Consider the following 16,879-nt stretch of genomic DNA (forward strand, 5'->3'; position numbering starts at 1 on the left):
ACGGCACCGGCACGGATGACCGGCATGGGTGAGCGGCGTGGATGAGTGGCATCGGTAAGCGGCATGGGTAAGCGGCATGGTTAGACGGCTCGGGGCGGGGATCGCGGGGGCGGCGGTCCTCATCGGGGTCATCACGGTCCTGGCGCGGGTGACCGGCTTCGCCAAGCAGCTGGCGTTCGCGCGCACGGTCGGCACGAACTGCCTGGCCACCGCCTACTACACGGCCAACAACGTGCCGAACATCGTCTTCGAGGTCGTGGTGGGCGGCGCGCTCGCCGGGATGGTCGTCCCGGTGCTCGCCGGCGCCGCCGCCAGAGCGGACGGCGAGGCGCGTGCGGAGGTCGGCCGGATCGCCTCCGCGCTGCTGACCTGGGTGGTCGTGCTGCTGGTGCCGCTCGCGGCGCTGACCGCCGTGGTCGCGGCGCCGGTGGCGCGGATGCTGGTCGGCTCCGAGATGAGGGGATGCGACATCGGCCAGGTCGCCGCCGTGGCCGCGCGCATGCTGGTCGTCTTCGCGCCGCAGGTCCCGTTGTACGGCATGGCCGTGGTGCTCTACGGCGTGCTGCAGGCCCATCGACGGTTCTCGGGGCCGGCGCTGGCGCCGCTTGTGTCGAGCGTGGTGGTCATCGTCGCCTACCTGGCCTTCGGGCCGCTCAGCGGCGGCCACAGGGACCCCGCCACCGTGCCAGCACCGGCCGAGATCGCGTTGTCGGCGGGAACGACGCTCGGCGTGTTGGCCCTGGTCGTCACCGTGGTGGGGCCGGCGTGGCGGCTCGGCCTGCGGTGGCGCCCCACGCTCCGCTTTCCCGAGGGCGTCGCCGTACAGGTGCGGCGGCTCGCCCTGGCCGGGCTGAGCGCGCTGGTCGCCCAGCAGGCCGCGGCGGCGATCCTGATTCCCGTCGCCAACCGCGTCGGCGGGGGCGCGTTGCCCGCCTACAACTACGCGTGGGCGATCTACCAGGTGCCGTACGCCGTGCTCGCGGTGCCCATCGCGACCAGCGCCTTCCCCGCGCTCGCCGCGCGGGCGCAGGCCGGCGACGAGGGCGAGGGCTTCGCGGCGCTGGCGGCGCGGACGACCCGCGCGGTCGTGCTGGTCTGCGGCCTGGCGGCCGGCGCGCTCGCCGCGGTCGCGGTGCCGGTCGCGCACGTCTTCCTCGCCCAAGCCGACACAGAGGTCGCCGCGGCGGAGTTCGCCCGGGGGATCGCGCTGTTCGCGCCGGGGCTCATCGGGTATGGCCTGGTGGCCCACCTGAGCCGGGTGCTGTACGCCGCGGGACAGGGCAGGGCGGCGGCCAGGGGACAGGTCGCCGGGTGGCTGGTCGTGGCCGTGGCCCAGGTGGCGTTCGTCCTCGTGCTGCCGGACGGCTGGGGCCTGGGCGGGCTCGCGCTCGGCCAGGCGACCGGCATGACGGTGGGGGCCGGGCTGCTGCTGGCCTCGGTCGTGCGGGCGCGAGGGGCGCGGGCCGCCCAGGGCGTCCCGCGGGCCGTTCTGGCCGCCCTGCTGGGCGGAGGTGCGGGTTTCCTCGCGGGTGCGGCGGCCGCCCGGCTTCCCCTGTCGGGCGAGGGCCCGTGGGGCGGACTCCTGACGGCCGCCGTGGCCGGTCTGGCGGCCGTGGTCGCGGGGGTCCTCGTCACCGCGCTCGTGGACCGCCGGGACCTGACCGCCGCCCTGTCCGGAGTGAGGCGCGGCAGAGGCGCGAGCCCGGCGGCCCCGCCCGCCGAGGAGTCGGTATGAGCGAGCGGACCCGTAGACCGCTGCGAGCCGGAGGTGAGGAGAGGCCATGAGTCGCATCGTGCTCGTGCTGGGATCGAGCGTGGGCGGCGTGGCCCGGCACGTGCGGATGCTCGCCGGCGGGCTCGTCACACGGGGGCACCGGGTGCTGGTCGCGGGTCCCGGCGACACCGAGGAGACGTTCTCCTTCACCGCCACCGGCGCGGGCTTCGCCGAGGTGGACATCGCCGACAGGCCGCACCCCGCGCACGACCTGCGGACCGCCCTGCGCCTGCGCAGGCTCGCCCGCGGCGCGGACGTCGTCCACGCCCATGGCCTGCGGGCGGGCGCGCTGGCCGCACTCGCCCTCGTCGGGGCGCGGGGATGGCCGCGACTCGTGGTCACCCTGCACAACGCTGTCACGGCGGGCGGCGCGATCGGCGCGGTCTACCGGCTGCTGGAACGGATCGTCGCCCGACGGGCGGACCGCGTTCTGGCGATCTCGCCGGACGTCGCGGAGCGCATGCGGGCCAGAGGCGCCAGGGGAGTGGACCTCGCGGTGGTGCCCGCGCCGCCGCTCGCCGAACCCGCCCGCCCGGCCGAGGACGTGCGGGCCGAGATCGCGGCCCGGCTGCCCGGCGCCGCGGACGCGCCGCAGACGCTGCAGGAGCGGCCGATCGTGCTCACGGTCGCCCGCCTGGCCCAGCAGAAGGGCCTGGAGACGCTGCTCGACGCGGCGGCCGGGCCCTACAAGGGGGACCCGGTCTTCGTGATCGCGGGCGACGGGCCGCTGCGCGAGGAGCTGCAGGCCCGCGTTGAGGCCGAGGAACTGCCCGTGGTCCTGTACGGCTGGGCCGAGCCGGCCGACCTGCTCCAGGTCGCGACGGCGGTGATCGTGCCCAGCAGATGGGAGGGGCAGCCGCTGAGCGTCCAGGAGGCGCTGCGGGCGGGCAGGCCGATCATCGCGACGCGGGTGGGCGGCGTGCCCCGGATGGTGGGCGAGGCGGCCCTGCTGGTGCCCCCGCAGGACCCCGGCGCGCTGAGCCGCGAGATCGGCCGCCTGCTCGGTGATCCCGCTCTGGCCGCCCGCCTCGCGGAGGCGTCCGTACGGCGCGGCCGGGAACTGCCCGACGAGGACGCGGCGCTGCGTGCGGTGCTCGCGGCGTACGGGCTGGCGTCGTAGCCGCGGCCTCCTGGTGGCGACTTCGCAGTGGCGGCCTCGTAGTGGCGACCGCGGTGGCGGGAGGGTGCGACCACCCTCTCGCGCCGGTGACACAAGACCGTCGGGCTGGTGAGTCGCCTCCTGTTCTCGCCGATGACCGCCGATGTTCCGGCGAGGATTAGGTGAGGCTAAGCCTGATCCATATACTGGACGGGTTGGGGGGGAGTATCCCTTCGCGGCGGTTCCGTCATCACGGTGTCAGCACCCGGGGCCGTCGGTCCGCCGTGCGCGTACGGGCGGGAGAGACCTCCGGCAGTGTGTTCAGCGCGCGCCGGAGGTAGTCGTGGTACATGCGCCCCTGTGGTTGTGGGCCCTGGTCATCGTGGGTCTCGTCATCGTGGTAGCCGTTGATCTGTTGATCGTCGATCGTGGTGAACCACGTGAGTTCTCGATGCGGCAGGCGGGCATCTGGGTGGGCTTCTACGTCTGCCTGGCCGTGTTGTTCGGCATCGGGTTAACGATTTGGGCCGGAGCCGGGACAGGCGGGGAGTTCTTCGCGGGCTATCTGACGGAATACAGCCTCAGCGTCGACAACCTGTTCATCTTCTACATCATCATGACCCGCTTCGGGGTGCCCCGGATCTACCAGCACAAGGTCCTGCTGGTCGGCATCGTCCTGGCGCTCGTCATGCGCGGGATCTTCATCGCCATCGGCGCCGCCGCGCTGAGCCGCTTCGGCTGGCTGCTGTACGCGTTCGGGGCCTTCCTCATCTACACGGCGTACACGCTGGTCAGGGACCACAACAAGCAGGACGAGGAGTTCAACGAGAACATCCTCCTGCGCTGGGCCAGGCGGGTCTTCCCGACCACCCCCGACTACGTCGGCTCCCGGGTGACCGTTCGGGTGGACGGCAGGCGCATGGTGACGCCCATGCTGATCGTGATGATCGCCATCGGCACCACGGACCTGCTGTTCGCCCTCGACTCGATTCCCGCCATCTTCGGGCTCACGAAGGCGGCCTTCATCGTGTTCTCCGCGAACGCGTTCGCCCTGATGGGACTGCGTCAGCTCTACTTCCTGCTCGGCGGACTTCTGCAGCGGCTGGTCTACATCAGCTACGGATTGGCGTTCATCCTCGGTTTCATCGGGGTTAAGCTGATTCTTGAAGCACTTCACGAGAACGAGGTCTCCTGGGCCCCGCAGGTCCCCATCTGGGTATCGCTGGCGGTCATCGGGGTGACCATGGCCGTGACCACCGTCGCCAGTCTCATCAAGGCTCGCCGCGACGACAGGACCATTACTCCGGCAGAAGCCTCTCAGACGGAGGCGTCTCAGGCGGAAGCCCCGCAGGGCTAGCGAAACGGGCACTCACCCTGTTTGCTTGTTCTCGTTGTGCCACGCATTGACTGCCGGATCGGTAATATCGATCGCTAGCTCGCATGCCGGTCCATAGTCGCCAGAAGAGTACAAAGGTCATCTGTGTCCAACGAATCGTTGCCCCGCGGTCCTGAATCCGGGATCGCGGGAAGTGCCCGGGGCCGGGTCAGGCTCGCGCGCGGGGTGTCCCCGTGGCTGGCTCCGACCGCCGCGGCGGCAGCCGTCACCGCCGTTCTCACCCGCAGGTCGCCCCGGTGGGCGCTGGCCGCGGCGCCGCTCGCCGCACTCACCGGCGGGATGCTGTGGTTCTTCCGCGACCCCGAGCGCGCGCTGGGCGAGGGCAGGCTCATCTCGCCCGCCGACGGCGTCGTGCAGAGCATCGACCCGTGGCCGGACGGCCGCACCCGGGTAGCGATCTTCATGAGCCCGCTCAACGTGCACGTCAACCGGGCGCCCGCCGACGGCATGGTCACGTCGGTCGAGCACGTGCCCGGCGGCTTCGTGCCCGCGTTCAACAAGGACAGCGACAAGAACGAGCGCGTCGTCTGGCATTTCGACACCGCGCTCGGGGACATCGAGATGGTGCAGATCGCCGGCGCCGTCGCGCGCCGCATCGTGCCGTACCTGTTCGCGGGCGCCAAGGTCGCCCAGGGCGAGCGGGTCGGACTGATCCGTTTCGGCTCCCGGGTGGACCTCTACCTGCCCGAGGGCATCAGGCCGGCGGTCACCGTCGGCACCCGGACCGTCGCGGGGGTGACGCGCCTTGACCACGTCTGACCTCGGAGCCGAGGCCTCCTGGCCGGTGGAGGGGGTGGATGAGGAGCCGCGCGGGCCCGTAGGCAAGGCCTTCCGCCTGTCGGCCGCCGACTCCCTCTCGCTCGGCAACGCACTCAGTGGGTTCCTCGCCGTCTGTGTGCTCGCCTGGTCGGCGATCAGCGACCTGCAGGCCAGCGGCAAGTTCGCCCCCGATCCGCGCTTCTTCGGCACGGCCGTGGTGCTGCTGCTCATCGGCGCGACCTGCGACCTGTTCGACGGCCTGGTGGCCAGGAAGTTCCGCGCGTCCGCGATGGGCGCCGAGCTGGACAACCTCGCCGATGTGATCAGCTTCGGCTTCGCGCCCGCCTTCATGGTGGTGATCTGGGCCGGCTTCTCCGGCAAGCTCCCGCTGTGGCTGGTGCTGTGCGCGGCCGGGTCCGTGCTGCTCGCCGGCGTCGTACGGCTGGCCCGCTTCGCCTGCGTGAAGACCAAGAGCGGCGACTTCATGGGCCTGCCGATCCCCATGGGCGCGATGACCGTGGTGTCGATCGTGCTGCTCTTCCAGCCGAACTACGTCACGCTCGCCGCCATCTTCGGCGTGGCCTGGCTCATGGTGAGCCGCATCGAGTACCCCAAGCCCAAGGGCAATCTGGCCGCCGTCGTGCTGGCCTGGATGCTGATCAACGTGGCCTGCCTGACGATCTGGGCGGCCGGTCTCGCGGGCGGCGACCAGCTCATCAAGGTGGGCGCCACGATGCAGATCGCGATCGTGTCCGCCATTCCGCTTCGCGTTCTCATGTTCAAACAGCAGCAGCGCAGGGAACGACGCTCGGAGAACGCGGGCTGACGTCGTCGCACGGACAGGGCCCCGGTCGGCTGGGGCCCGCCACCTTGGGCCCGGGCCAATCACGTGGAGAAAACGCCTAGTCCAATGGAGCCCTGGTCGCCATGCCTCGTGAGCACACCCGGACGTACTTCCTCGGCAAACTAGCCCGGGAGCTTGAGCTGCGCGGCCTGGAGGCGTCCCTGCGCCCCGACCCGCCGTCGCTCAAGGTCCGCGACCCGGACGCGGCGCTGTTCACCGAGACCGTGGACTGCGTCGCGATGTCGGACGGCTGGTTCTACCGCTGGTCCTGGGGCGACGTGGTGGAGAGCGCGGAGGAGCCCGCGCTCGCGGCCGACCGCATCGTGAAGGTCTTCACCACCGGCGAGCCCCGGCCGCACCCTGCTCTCGGCGACGCCTGACGGGTCGCACCCTGCTCTCGGCGACGCCTGACGGGTCGCAGTCTGCTCTGGGCGACGCCTAGCCGGTTCTGGGCGTCACAGCCGGATCCACTCCGTCGCCGTGGTGACCTCGTCCAGAATGTCCGGTACGGGGTCCACGCCCAGCCCCGGGCCGTCGGGAACGTCGAGGTGCCCGCCGTCCAGCTCGAACGGCGGCGTCACGTCGGTGTGGAAGTAGCGCCGCGAGGCGGAGGTGTCGCCCGGGAGCGTGAAGCCGGGCAGCGCGGCCAGCGCGACGTTGGCCGCCCGTCCGATTCCGGTCTCCAGCATGCCGCCGCACCAGACCGCGACGCCGTGGGCGCGGCACAGGTCGTGGATGCGCCGGGCCTCCAGATAACCGCCCACCCGCCCCGGCTTGATGTTGACCACCGAGCACGCGCCGAGGCTGACGGCCGCCGCCGCGTGGGCGGCCGACTCGATGGACTCGTCCAGGCAGATCGGCGTGCGAATCGACCGGGCGAGCCGGGCGTGCTGCACCAGGTCGTCGTCGGCCAGCGGCTGCTCGATGAGCAGGAGGTCGAAGTCGTCCAGCCTGGCCAGATGACGGGCGTCCGCGAGCGTGTAGGCCGCGTTGGCGTCCACCTGGAGCAGCAGCTCCTCCCCGAACCGCTCCCGGACGGCGCGGACCGGTGTCACGTCCCACCCCGGCCCGATCTTCAGCTTGACCCGTACGTACCCCTCCTCGACGTACGCCCCGACGGTGTCGAGCAGTTCGGCCACCGAGCCCATGATCCCGACAGAGACGCCGCAGGGGACGCGGTCGCGGGTGGCGCCCAGGTAGCGCGCGAAGGACTCACCGGTGATCCGGAGCGACGCGTCGAGCACCGCGGCCTCCAGCGCCGCCTTGGCCATCCGGTGGCCCTTGAACGGCGCGAGGGCGGGACCGACGGCCTGGGGGTCCAGGTCGCGGGGGAGCGCGGGGATCAGGAAACGCCGCAGCACGTCGGCCGCCGCGTCCACGTACTCCGAGGAGTACAGCGGCTCGGACATCGCCACGCACTCGCCCCAGCCCTCGGCCTCCGGCGTCACCACCCGCACCAGCAGGACGTCGCGGCTGGTCTCGGTGCCGAACGACGTCCGGAACGGCGCGACGAGCGGCATCGCGATCCGGCGCAGTTCGATTCCAGTGATCTCCATGAGGTGCCCGGGCTCCAGGGGTAGGACGGTGTGCGCCGACCACTATACGGACGCCCCTTCGCGGTCCTCAGATCACCAGCCCGAGCAGGAGCACGCAGCAGAACGACACCACCGAGATGATCGCCTCCATGACCGACCAGCTCTTGATCGTCTCGCCCACGGACATCCCGAGGTACTCCTTCACCAGCCAGAACCCGGCGTCGTTCACATGGGAGAAGAACAGCGACCCGGCGCCGATGGCGAGCACGAGCAGAGCGACGTGGGAGGGGGAGAGCCCGGCCGCCAGCGGAGCGGCGATCCCGGCGGCGGAGATCGTGGCGACCGTGGCCGAACCGGTGGCCAGCCGGATCCCGACGGCGATCAGCCAGCCGAGCACGAGAACGGGCACGTTCGCGCCCTGCGCGGCCTCGCCGATGACCTTCCCGACGCCCGAGTCGACCAGGGTCTGCTTGAATCCTCCGCCCGCGCCCACGATGAGCAGGATCCCGGCGATCGGCGGCAGCGAGTCGGCGATCGCCGAGGAGATCCGGGCCCGGCCGAAGCCCGCGGCGCGGCCCAGCGTGAACATCGCCACGATCACGCCGATCAGCAGGGCGATCAGGGGAGTGCCGAGGACCTCGAACACGGTCCGTACGACGTGGCCCTCCGGCAGGACGATCTCCACGACGGCCCGGCCCAGCATCAGCAGGACCGGCAGCAGGATCGTGGCCACCGTGACGCCGAACCCCGGCCGGGGCCGGTCTCGCTCTTCCGGTTCCGTGCCCTCGGAATCCTGAACCTGCTCGCGTTCGAGGCGTTCTGGCGGTGCAGGCCGCACCCATCGGGCGGCGAACCTGGCGAACAGCGGGCCGGACACGATCACCGTCGGGATCGCCACCAGCAGGCCCAGCCCGAGCGTGAGCCCGAGGTCGGCCTTGAGCGTGTCGATCGCGACCAGCGGCCCGGGGTGCGGAGGCACCAGGCCGTGCAGGACGGACAGGCCCGCCAGGGCGGGCATCGCGATCAACAGCAGCGGACGGCCACTGCGCCGGGCCACCAACAGGATGACGGGGATCAGCAGGACCAGCCCGATCTCGAAGAACATCGGCAGCCCGATGAGCACCGCGATGAGCGTCATCGCCCACGGCAGGGCGCGGTCGCCGCTGCGCCGCAGGATGCCGTTCACGATCTCCTCGGCCCCGCCCGAGTCGGCCAGCAGCTTGCCCAGCATCGCCCCGAGGGCGATGAGCACGCCGACGCCGGCCACGGTCGAGCCGAGCCCGGCGGAGAAGCTGTCGATCAGCTTCTCGGGGGCCATCCCGGCCACGAGGCCGAGCACGCCCGAGCCGAGCGCGAGGGCGAGGAACGGGTGGGTCCGCAGCTTCGTGATCAGCAGCACGATGACCGCGACGCCGGCCAGGGCGGCCACGATGAGGCGGGTGTCGTGACCGCTCCACGCGGCCGCGCTCGCGAGGGGGGTCACGAGGGGGGTCATCCGGGGCTCCTCCGACGGTCCGTGCGGTAGCCGCTGCCCCACAGGAGCCCCCCGAATCACCCGAACGAAATCACGCCGCCCCGGAGCACGTGATGCCAGACCCACGCCCCGGACCCCACGGCCCCCGGACCGCGCGGCCCCGGATCGCGGGGGTCTGGGCTCACGTGGTTCTGGAGCGCGGGACGGTCAGGCGGCGTGGTCCGCGCGGTCGCGGCTCGCGGGGGTCCCGGCTCGCGCGGTCCCGGAGCGAGGCGACCGCGGGGCGCGGGGACGAGCCGGCGCCCGCGCTGGGCCGCCGGTCGTCCGGGTGTGCGTCAGGCGTACGTCACCAGCCGCGGGCCTTCCACTCGGGCAGATGCGGCCGCTCGGCGCCGAGCGTGGTGTCCTTGCCGTGGCCGGGGTAGACCCACGTCTCGTCGGGAAGCCGGTCGAAGATCCGTTCCACCACGTCCGTGAACAACTGCTCGAACCGCGCCGGGTCCTTCTGCGTGTTGCCGACGCCGCCGGGGAACAGGGAGTCGCCGGTGAACAGGTGGCGGTCCTGGTAGAGCAGCGCGATCGAGCCGGGGGTGTGGCCGCGCAGGTGGATGACGTCCAGCGTCACCACGCCGACGGTCACCCGGTCGCCGTGCTCGACCTCCCTGGTGACCTCGACCGGCAGTTCGGGGGCGTCGAGAGGGTGGGCGACCGTCTGCGCGCCGGTGGCGCGGGCGACCTCCTCCAGGGCGCCCCAGTGGTCGGGGTGCCGGTGGGTGGTCACGATCGAGCTGATCGGCATGTCGCCGATCAGCTCGATCAGCCGGTCGGGCTCGGCCGCCGCGTCGATCAGCAGCCCGTCGCCGGTCTCGGTGCACCGGAGCAGGTAGGCGTTGTTGCCGAAGCCGCCGACCTCGATCTTCGAGATCGTCAGCCCGGGGACCTCGCGTACGTCGGCGGGTCCGCCCTTGGTGACGTTTCCGGTATAGGTCATGATCGTTCCTCTCTAGTTCCCGGCGGGCGGCCAGGACGACGGCGGTTCGGCGGGCAGTCCCGCCGGGGACGTTCTCGGCCAGGGCGGCGGGGAGGGCAGCTTCCCGGCGGCGTCGCGCCGGACGCCGGCATCGGGGGCGTCGTGCCGGAGGCGGGCATCGGGAGCGTCGTGCCGGAGGCGGGCATCGGGGGCGTCGTGCCGGATGTGTCCGCGCGGCGCGGCGAGTCGCAGGCCCGTGCCGTCGGTCCTGCCCGCGAACCAGGCCAGCAGCTCACGCGGTGTGCCCTCCACGGCCGGTCCTTCGCCGAGGCCGGTCCACGTTCTCAGGACCTCGCCGGTGCCCGGATCGAGGGCGACGACTTCGCCCACCGGGCTCTCGTCGCCGAGCCAGAGCATCGTGTCGTACAGCTCTCGTCTCACGTACGTCTCGGGCCAGTCGGCCCATCCGTAGCCTGCCCCGAGGTCGGCGTGGTGCACCTCGACCTCCCTGAGCCGGCGGATCGGGACGTACCAGGCGGGGTGGTCGGGCGGGTGCATCCCCGAGACCGGCGTGGTCCACGCCCGCGCGGGCGTCTGCCTGAGGGCCGCGGCGAACCGCTCCGCGCTGTCGCGGAGGTCGGCGAGCTGTTCGTCGGCCGGTCGGCCGGCGCCCGCCTCGATGCCGGCCTCGCGGGCCCGCGCCGATGCGTACTGCGGCGTCCGCACCCCCGTCCGCGCCCAGGTCAGCAGGTTGACGCAGCTGTCGGCGTTGCGGGCGACATGCGTGAGCACGTGACCCCTCGTCCACCCGGGCAGCAGGGACGGCGCGCGGAGATCCTCGTCGGTGAGGCGGGCGGCGGTCGCCAGCAGGCGTTCGGTCGCCTCGGCCAGCTCCCGCTCGGTCTCGTCGATAACGGACATGGGAAGAATGATGGACCCTGGAGTCCCGTGCCGCCGTCCTCATAACCGCGCGGGAAGAGGACGGCGTGACCGGCGGTTGTATGAGCAGGGGTTTCGCGCGGATGCCGGGCGCGGGTTTGACGAAGCTCATACCCTGGTTCACGGAGCGTGTCCCACGGAAGCACGCGGGGCCGCCCTCTCCGGCCGCCGGACGATGCCCCCCGAAATTGTCGGTGGCTCTGGATAGCCTGCCCGTGCACCTCCATTCACTTCATCGACCTATCGGGACCACCGTGGCTGACCGCCTGATCGTGCGTGGCGCACGCGAACACAACCTCAAAGACGTCTCGCTCGACCTCCCGCGAGACGCTCTGATCGTCTTCACGGGGCTCTCGGGCTCCGGCAAGTCCAGCCTGGCCTTCGACACGATCTTCGCCGAGGGGCAGCGCCGGTACGTGGAGTCCCTGTCCGCGTACGCCCGGCAGTTCCTGGGTCAGATGGACAAGCCCGACGTGGACTTCATCGAGGGCCTTTCCCCGGCCGTCTCCATCGACCAGAAGTCCACCAGCCGCAACCCCCGTTCGACCGTCGGCACGATCACCGAGGTCTACGACTACCTGCGTCTGCTCTGGGCGCGCATCGGCAAGCCGCACTGCCCGCAGTGCGGACGCCCGATCGCCCGCCAGACGCCGCAGCAGATCGTGGACCGTGTGCTCGAACTGGAGGAGGGCACCCGCTTCCAGGTCCTCGCCCCGATCATCCGCGGCCGCAAGGGCGAGTACGCCGAGCTGTTCCGCGAGCTGCAGACCAAGGGCTACGCCCGCGCCCGCGTGGACGGCACGATCGTGCGCCTGGAGGAGCCGCCCACCCTCAAGAAGTACGAGAAGCACGACATCGAAGTGATCGTCGACCGGCTGTCGGTCAAGGAGAGCGCGCGGCGCAGGCTCACCGACTCGGTGGAGACCGCGCTGCAGCTGTCCGGCGGCACGATCACGCTCGACTTCGTCGACCTCCCCGACGACGACCCCAACCGTGAGCGTTTCTACTCCGAGCACCTCTACTGCCCCTACGACGACCTGTCGTTCGAGGAGCTGGAGCCCCGGTCGTTCTCGTTCAACTCGCCCTTCGGGGCCTGCCCGGAGTGCACCGGCCTCGGCACCCGCATGGAGGTCGACCCCGACCTCCTCGTGCCCGACCCCGAGCGCACGCTCGGCGACGGCGCGATCAGCCCGTGGGCGAACGGCCACACCAGCGACTACTTCGTACGGCTCCTGGAGGCGCTGGGCAACGCGCTCGGCTTCGACCTCGACACCCCCTGGGAGCGGCTGCCGAAGAAGGCGCAGAAGGCGATCCTGCACGGCCACGACGAGCAGGTCCACATCCGCTACAGCAACCGGTACGGCAGGCAGCGGTCCTACTACACCGAGTTCGAGGGCGTGATCCCCTGGGTCCAGCGCCGGCACGCCGAGTCGGAGAGCGACGCCAGCCGGGAGCGGTTCGAGGGCTTCATGCGCGAGGTGCCCTGCCCGGCGTGCAAGGGCCGCCGCCTCAAGCCGGTCTCGCTGGCCGTGACCGTGGGGGACGCCTCGATCGCCGAGGTCTCGGGGATGTCGATCGCCGACTGCGCCAAGTTCCTGTCCGGCCTGCGGCTGTCCGAGCGGGACATGCACATCGCCGAGCGGGTGGTCAAGGAGATCAACGCCCGGCTGGGCTTCCTGCTCGACGTCGGCCTCGACTACCTCACGCTCGACCGGGCGGCCGGCACGCTGGCGGGCGGCGAGGCGCAGCGGATCCGCCTGGCCACCCAGATCGGCTCCGGCCTGGTCGGCGTGCTGTACGTGCTGGACGAGCCGTCCATCGGCCTGCACCAGCGGGACAACCAGCGCCTGCTCGAGACGCTGATCCGGCTGCGCGACATGGGCAACACGCTGATCGTGGTCGAGCACGACGAGGACACGATCGCCGCCGCCGACTGGGTGGTCGACATCGGCCCCGGCGCGGGCGAGCACGGCGGCCAGGTCGTCGTGTCCGGCACCGTGCAGGACCTGCTCGCCAGCGAGGAGTCGCTGACCGGTGCGTACCTGTCGGGCCGCAAGGCGATCACCGCGCCGGAGATCCGGCGCCCGCGGGACAAGAAGCGGCAGCTCGTCGTGAAGGGCGCCCGTGAGCACAACCTGAAGGGGGTGGACGTCGAGTTCCCGCTCGGCGTCTTCACCGCGGTCACCGGCGTTTCGGGGTCCGGCAAGTCCACGCTGGTCAACGACATCCTGTACGCCGCGCTGGCCAAGGAGTTGAACGGCGCGAAGACCGTGCCCGGACGGCACTCCCGGGTCGTCGGCACCGATCTGGTGGACAAGGTCGTCCACGTCGACCAGTCGCCGATCGGCCGTACGCCGAGGTCCAACCCGGCGACGTACACGGGCGTGTTCGACCACGTGCGCAAGCTGTTCGCGGCCACGACCGAGGCGAAGGTCCGCGGTTATCTGCAGGGCCGGTTCAGCTTCAACGTCAAGGGCGGGCGCTGCGAGGCGTGCTCCGGCGACGGCACCATCAAGATCGAGATGAACTTCCTGCCGGACGTTTACGTCCCCTGTGAGGTCTGCCACGGCGCCCGGTACAACCGGGAGACGCTTGAGGTCCACTACAAGGGCAAGACGATCTCCGAGGTCCTCGACATGCCGATCGAGGAGGCGCTGGAGTTCTTCGAGGCGATCCCCGCGATCCGCCGTCACCTGCAGACGCTGAACGACGTCGGTCTCGGTTACGTGCGGCTGGGTCAGCCCGCGACCACGCTGTCCGGCGGCGAGGCGCAGCGGGTGAAGCTCGCCTCCGAGCTGCAGCGGCGTTCGACCGGCCGCACCGTGTACGTGCTGGACGAGCCCACCACCGGCCTGCACTTCGAGGACATCAGGCGGCTTCTCGGTGTGCTCAACCGGCTCGTGGACGCCGGCAACACGGTGATCGTGATCGAGCACAACCTCGACGTCATCAAGACCGCGGACTGGATCGTCGACATGGGACCCGAGGGCGGGTCCGGCGGCGGCAAGGTGATCGCCGCCGGCACGCCCGAGGCGATCGCCCGGGTCGAGGAGAGCCACACCGGCACGTTCCTGCGCAAGATCTTGGGCGTATGAGTATTCGTCTCATTATTTCTCCCTACTCTTCTCCTTCCGACCGCGACACTCTGAACCGGCCACGGGGTGATGGCCGTACCTGAGGACACACGGGGTGACGCGTCGCGCAGGGGAAGGACCCGGGGCCGTGGACGTCCCGGGCCGCCGCATCAGGGAAGGATGAGCATGACGGATACGACACGCCGAGCCGTGATCTTCGGTGCCGGAGGCGCCGGGCTGGCCGTGGCGCTGAGCGCGTGCGGCGCCTCCGACGGGGACACGACGGCGTCGGCGGACCAGGACGGGTCCCAGGGCGGCCAGTCTCAGGCGGCGCAGGGCGGGGGCGAGCTCGCGAAGACCTCCGACATCCCCGAGGGCGGCGGCAAGGTCTTCAAGGACCAGGACGTCGTCGTCACCCAGCCGGCGGCCGGCGAGTTCAAGGCGTTCAGCGCGACCTGCACCCACCAGGGCTGTCCGGTCGGCAGCGTCTCGAACAACGAGATCGTCTGCCCGTGCCACGGCAGCAGGTTCAGCGCCAAGGACGGTTCCGTGACGAACGGCCCGGCGGCCAGGCCGCTCGCCGAGAAGAAGATCACGGTGAGCGGCGACAGTATCACCCTCGCTTGACGGCTTGACGGCTTGACGGCTTGACGGCTTGACGGCTTGACGGCTTGGCGGCTTGGCGGCTTGACGGGTCCGCCGTCTGGGCAGGTCCGGTGCCCGCCCGGCGGGTGACGGGGAGAGCACCTCTCGCCTGAGGGCGCCGAGGGACACCGCCGTCCGTCATCGCGCGGAAGCGTGCGCGATGGCGGACGGCCGCACCTCGAATGTCAGCCGGAAATCCGGAACGTCACGCCGGCCGGCCGGGCGAGTCTGGCGGCCACGGCGTCGAGGACCCAGTCCAGCCCGGTGGCGAAGGACACCTCGGCATCCACCTCATTGCCGTCGTGCACGAACCTGGCCAGCGCCGGGAAGCGACCCGTGGCCAGCAACCTCCTCACATGCGGGCCGGAGGCGTGCTGCCACTCGCGTTCCGACAGGCCCGAGGCGCGCTCGGCCCGCAGGTTCGCGATCTCGCGCCTGATCGCGCCGGTGAAGTAGGCGTTGACGGTCTCCACGGCGCGCATGACGGTATCGAGGTCGGTGAGGCCGTCGAAGGCGGCCAGCGTGGCCTCGGTCACCGCGAGCGCGTTCGGGCCCAGGGCCGGACGCCCGCCGAGCAGGTCGGCCAGCCATTCGTGACGGAGGCAGGCCTGCCTGGTGCGGTCGGCGAGGACGCGCAGCACCTCTCGCCAGTCGCCGGGCTGTTCCTCGGGGAGGATCTCGGCGTAGACCTCGTCCACCATGAGGTCGAACAGCTCCTCCTTGGTGGAGATGTATCCGTACAGCCGCATCGGACCGACGTCCAGCCGGGCGGCGACCTTGCGCAACGACACCGCTTCCAGCCCGCCCTCGTCGGCCAGCGCGACGGCGGCGGCGACAATGCGCTCCCGGTCGAGCGGCGCGGGGCGAGTCGGCGGCTCCGGCCGGTCCCACACAGTCATGCGTACATCGTACTGTTGCGATACAGCGTCTCGACAAAATACAGTGTATCGGCATGAGACATCGTATCGCCGTGATCGGAGCCGGCCCCGCCGGCCTCACCTTCGCCCGCGTCCTGCACCGCCACGGTCACCCCGTCACGGTCTTCGAACGCGATCCCGCCCCCGACTCCCGTCCTCCGGGCGGCACGCTGGACCTGCACGAGCGGCTCGGCCAGCTCGCGCTGAGCAAGGCGGGGCTGCTGGCGGAGTTCCAGGCGCTGTCCCGTCCCGAGGGGCAGGCCATGCGCATCCTGGACACGGACGGGTCCGTCCTCCGTGACTGGCAACCCCGTCCTGATGACCACGCCAATCCCGAGATCGACCGCGGGCAACTCCGTGACCTGCTGCTCGGCCCCCTGGACGTCCAGTGGGGGCGGGGCGTGACGGAGGTGGTGCCGGGTACCCTGGACGGCGTGCTGGTCCGTTTCGCGGACGGGCGACAGGAGACCTTCGACCTCGTGGTCGGCGCGGACGGCGCCTGGTCCCGGGTCCGCCCGGCGGTCTCGTCCGTGACGCCGCACTACACCGGCGTCACGTTTGTCGAGACCTCCCTGGACGACGTCGACACCCGTCACCCCGACCTCGCCCGGCTGATCGGCGACGGTTCCATGGCCGTGTACGGCGTGAACCGCGGCCTGGTCGCCCAGCGCAACAGCGGCGGCCACGTCAAGGTGTACGCCCAGTTCCGCGCGCCGCTGGACTGGCACGAGAACCCGGACCGGCATCCGAGCCCGGACCGGCGCGCGGACACGGACTTTGGCGCGGACACGGGCCCGGACACGCGCGCGGGCCTGGAGGCGGACCTGGACGCGGGACCGGATCCGGCGGGTTCCGAGGCCATGCGAGCGCGTTTGCTGGCTCTGTTCGAGGGCTGGGCCGCTCCCGTCCTCGACCTCCTTCGCCGCGGCGCCGCATTCGTCCAACGCCCGCTCTATGTCCTGCCCGTGTCCCACACCTGGGCCCACGTCCGCGGGGTGACGCTCTTGGGCGACGCCGCCCATCTGATGCCCCCGTTGGGGCTGGGCGCGAACCTCGCGATGCTGGAGGGCGCCGAACTCGCCGAGTCCGTCGCCGCCGCCTCCGGCTCCGGCGATCTGGACGAGGTCGTCCGCGCCTTCGAGGAACAGATGTGGGCGCGGGCCGGCAGGTGGGCGAAGATGACGACCGCCGGTCTGGAACGCCTCGTGAGCCCGGACCCCGCCGAAGCCGTCGCCCTATTCGACGAAGTCCACGCATCCTGACCGCCGGCCGGCCGCGAGAGGACCCGCACCGGTTGCTCGTCACGGCTTCACCGGCTCACCGGGCAGACCCTCGACGAGGTCGTCGCCGGAGTCGGCTGTCGTCTCGTCCTTGATCTACAACGTAAAGGCCGCGGGTCGCGTCACCGTGACCCGGCTCCGTCGGCGACGGCGGGATTGTCGGTGTAGGCCAG

The 16,879-nt window shown here is 71.4% G+C and carries 14 protein-coding genes; 9 read left to right on the top strand and 5 right to left on the bottom strand.

Annotated elements, in window-relative coordinates; translation table 11 throughout:
• Positions 1-76: 76 nt before the first annotated feature.
• The 6 genes from murJ (at position 77) to ACIBK1_RS12570 (ending at position 6,252) form a co-directional block, all read left to right on the top strand.
• Positions 77-1,735 carry a murein biosynthesis integral membrane protein MurJ gene (gene murJ, locus ACIBK1_RS12545; protein ID WP_030507344.1) on the top strand — a complete coding sequence of 553 codons (1,659 nt, stop codon included), beginning with the start codon at positions 77-79 and terminating at the stop codon, positions 1,733-1,735.
• Between the two features lie 46 nt (positions 1,736-1,781).
• Positions 1,782-2,894 (top strand): glycosyltransferase family 4 protein, encoded by a 1,113-nt coding sequence (locus ACIBK1_RS12550; RefSeq protein ID WP_396734512.1) that lies wholly within the window; start codon positions 1,782-1,784, stop codon positions 2,892-2,894.
• A gap of 322 nt (positions 2,895-3,216) precedes the next feature.
• Entirely contained in the window at positions 3,217-4,230 is a 1,014-nt protein-coding gene (locus ACIBK1_RS12555; protein WP_396734515.1) for a TerC family protein, read from the top strand.
• 138 nt (positions 4,231-4,368) lie between these two features.
• Entirely contained in the window at positions 4,369-5,028 is a 660-nt protein-coding gene (locus tag ACIBK1_RS12560; RefSeq protein WP_051761569.1) for a phosphatidylserine decarboxylase, read from the top strand.
• On the top strand, positions 5,015-5,854 hold the full coding sequence (gene pssA, locus ACIBK1_RS12565) for a CDP-diacylglycerol--serine O-phosphatidyltransferase (protein ID WP_030507340.1): 840 nt from the start codon (positions 5,015-5,017) through the stop codon (positions 5,852-5,854). Before ACIBK1_RS12560 ends, pssA begins: the two co-directional genes overlap by 14 nt.
• 101 nt (positions 5,855-5,955) lie before the next feature.
• On the top strand, positions 5,956-6,252 hold the full coding sequence (locus tag ACIBK1_RS12570; RefSeq protein ID WP_030507339.1) for a hypothetical protein: 297 nt from the start codon (positions 5,956-5,958) through the stop codon (positions 6,250-6,252).
• 75 nt (positions 6,253-6,327) lie between these two features.
• On the opposite strand, the gene menC is transcribed toward ACIBK1_RS12570, so the two are convergent.
• The 4 genes from menC to ACIBK1_RS12590 form a co-directional block, all read right to left on the bottom strand.
• Positions 6,328-7,428: an o-succinylbenzoate synthase gene (gene menC / locus ACIBK1_RS12575; protein WP_030507338.1), complete on the bottom strand. Its 1,101-nt coding sequence runs from the start codon at positions 7,426-7,428 to the stop codon at positions 6,328-6,330.
• Between the two features lie 67 nt (positions 7,429-7,495).
• Positions 7,496-8,902: a GntT/GntP/DsdX family permease gene (locus ACIBK1_RS12580; protein WP_396734518.1), complete on the bottom strand. Its 1,407-nt coding sequence runs from the start codon at positions 8,900-8,902 to the stop codon at positions 7,496-7,498.
• A gap of 325 nt (positions 8,903-9,227) precedes the next feature.
• A complete protein-coding gene (locus tag ACIBK1_RS12585) occupies positions 9,228-9,872 on the bottom strand; it encodes an MBL fold metallo-hydrolase (RefSeq protein ID WP_030507336.1) in 645 nt (214 codons plus the stop codon).
• A gap of 12 nt (positions 9,873-9,884) precedes the next feature.
• Positions 9,885-10,772, bottom strand: coding sequence for a maleylpyruvate isomerase family mycothiol-dependent enzyme (locus tag ACIBK1_RS12590; RefSeq protein WP_396734521.1), 888 nt, complete (start codon positions 10,770-10,772; stop codon positions 9,885-9,887).
• A gap of 272 nt (positions 10,773-11,044) precedes the next feature.
• Here ACIBK1_RS12590 and uvrA point away from each other — a divergent pair, with 272 nt between their 5' ends.
• Together uvrA and ACIBK1_RS12600 are read left to right on the top strand one after the other, a co-directional pair.
• Complete coding sequence (uvrA, locus tag ACIBK1_RS12595) at positions 11,045-13,885, top strand: excinuclease ABC subunit UvrA (RefSeq protein ID WP_030507334.1); 2,841 nt, start codon at positions 11,045-11,047, stop codon at positions 13,883-13,885.
• A 165-nt stretch (positions 13,886-14,050) separates the two neighbouring features.
• Entirely contained in the window at positions 14,051-14,491 is a 441-nt protein-coding gene (locus ACIBK1_RS12600) for a Rieske (2Fe-2S) protein (protein WP_357325193.1), read from the top strand.
• A 203-nt stretch (positions 14,492-14,694) separates the two neighbouring features.
• Here the strand turns inward: ACIBK1_RS12600 and ACIBK1_RS12605 are convergent, their stop codons facing one another.
• The gene (locus tag ACIBK1_RS12605; protein ID WP_396734525.1) at positions 14,695-15,408 is read right to left on the bottom strand and encodes a TetR/AcrR family transcriptional regulator; all 714 of its coding nucleotides are present in this window, start codon (positions 15,406-15,408) and stop codon (positions 14,695-14,697) included.
• 53 nt (positions 15,409-15,461) lie between these two features.
• Between ACIBK1_RS12605 and ACIBK1_RS12610 the strand changes: the two genes are divergently transcribed.
• Positions 15,462-16,688 carry an FAD-dependent oxidoreductase gene (locus ACIBK1_RS12610; RefSeq protein ID WP_396734528.1) on the top strand — a complete coding sequence of 409 codons (1,227 nt, stop codon included), beginning with the start codon at positions 15,462-15,464 and terminating at the stop codon, positions 16,686-16,688.
• Positions 16,689-16,879 lie beyond the last annotated feature (191 nt).

Origin of the sequence: Microbispora rosea (assembly GCF_044460045.1) — a bacterium.
GTDB lineage: Bacteria > Actinomycetota > Actinomycetes > Streptosporangiales > Streptosporangiaceae > Microbispora > Microbispora rosea.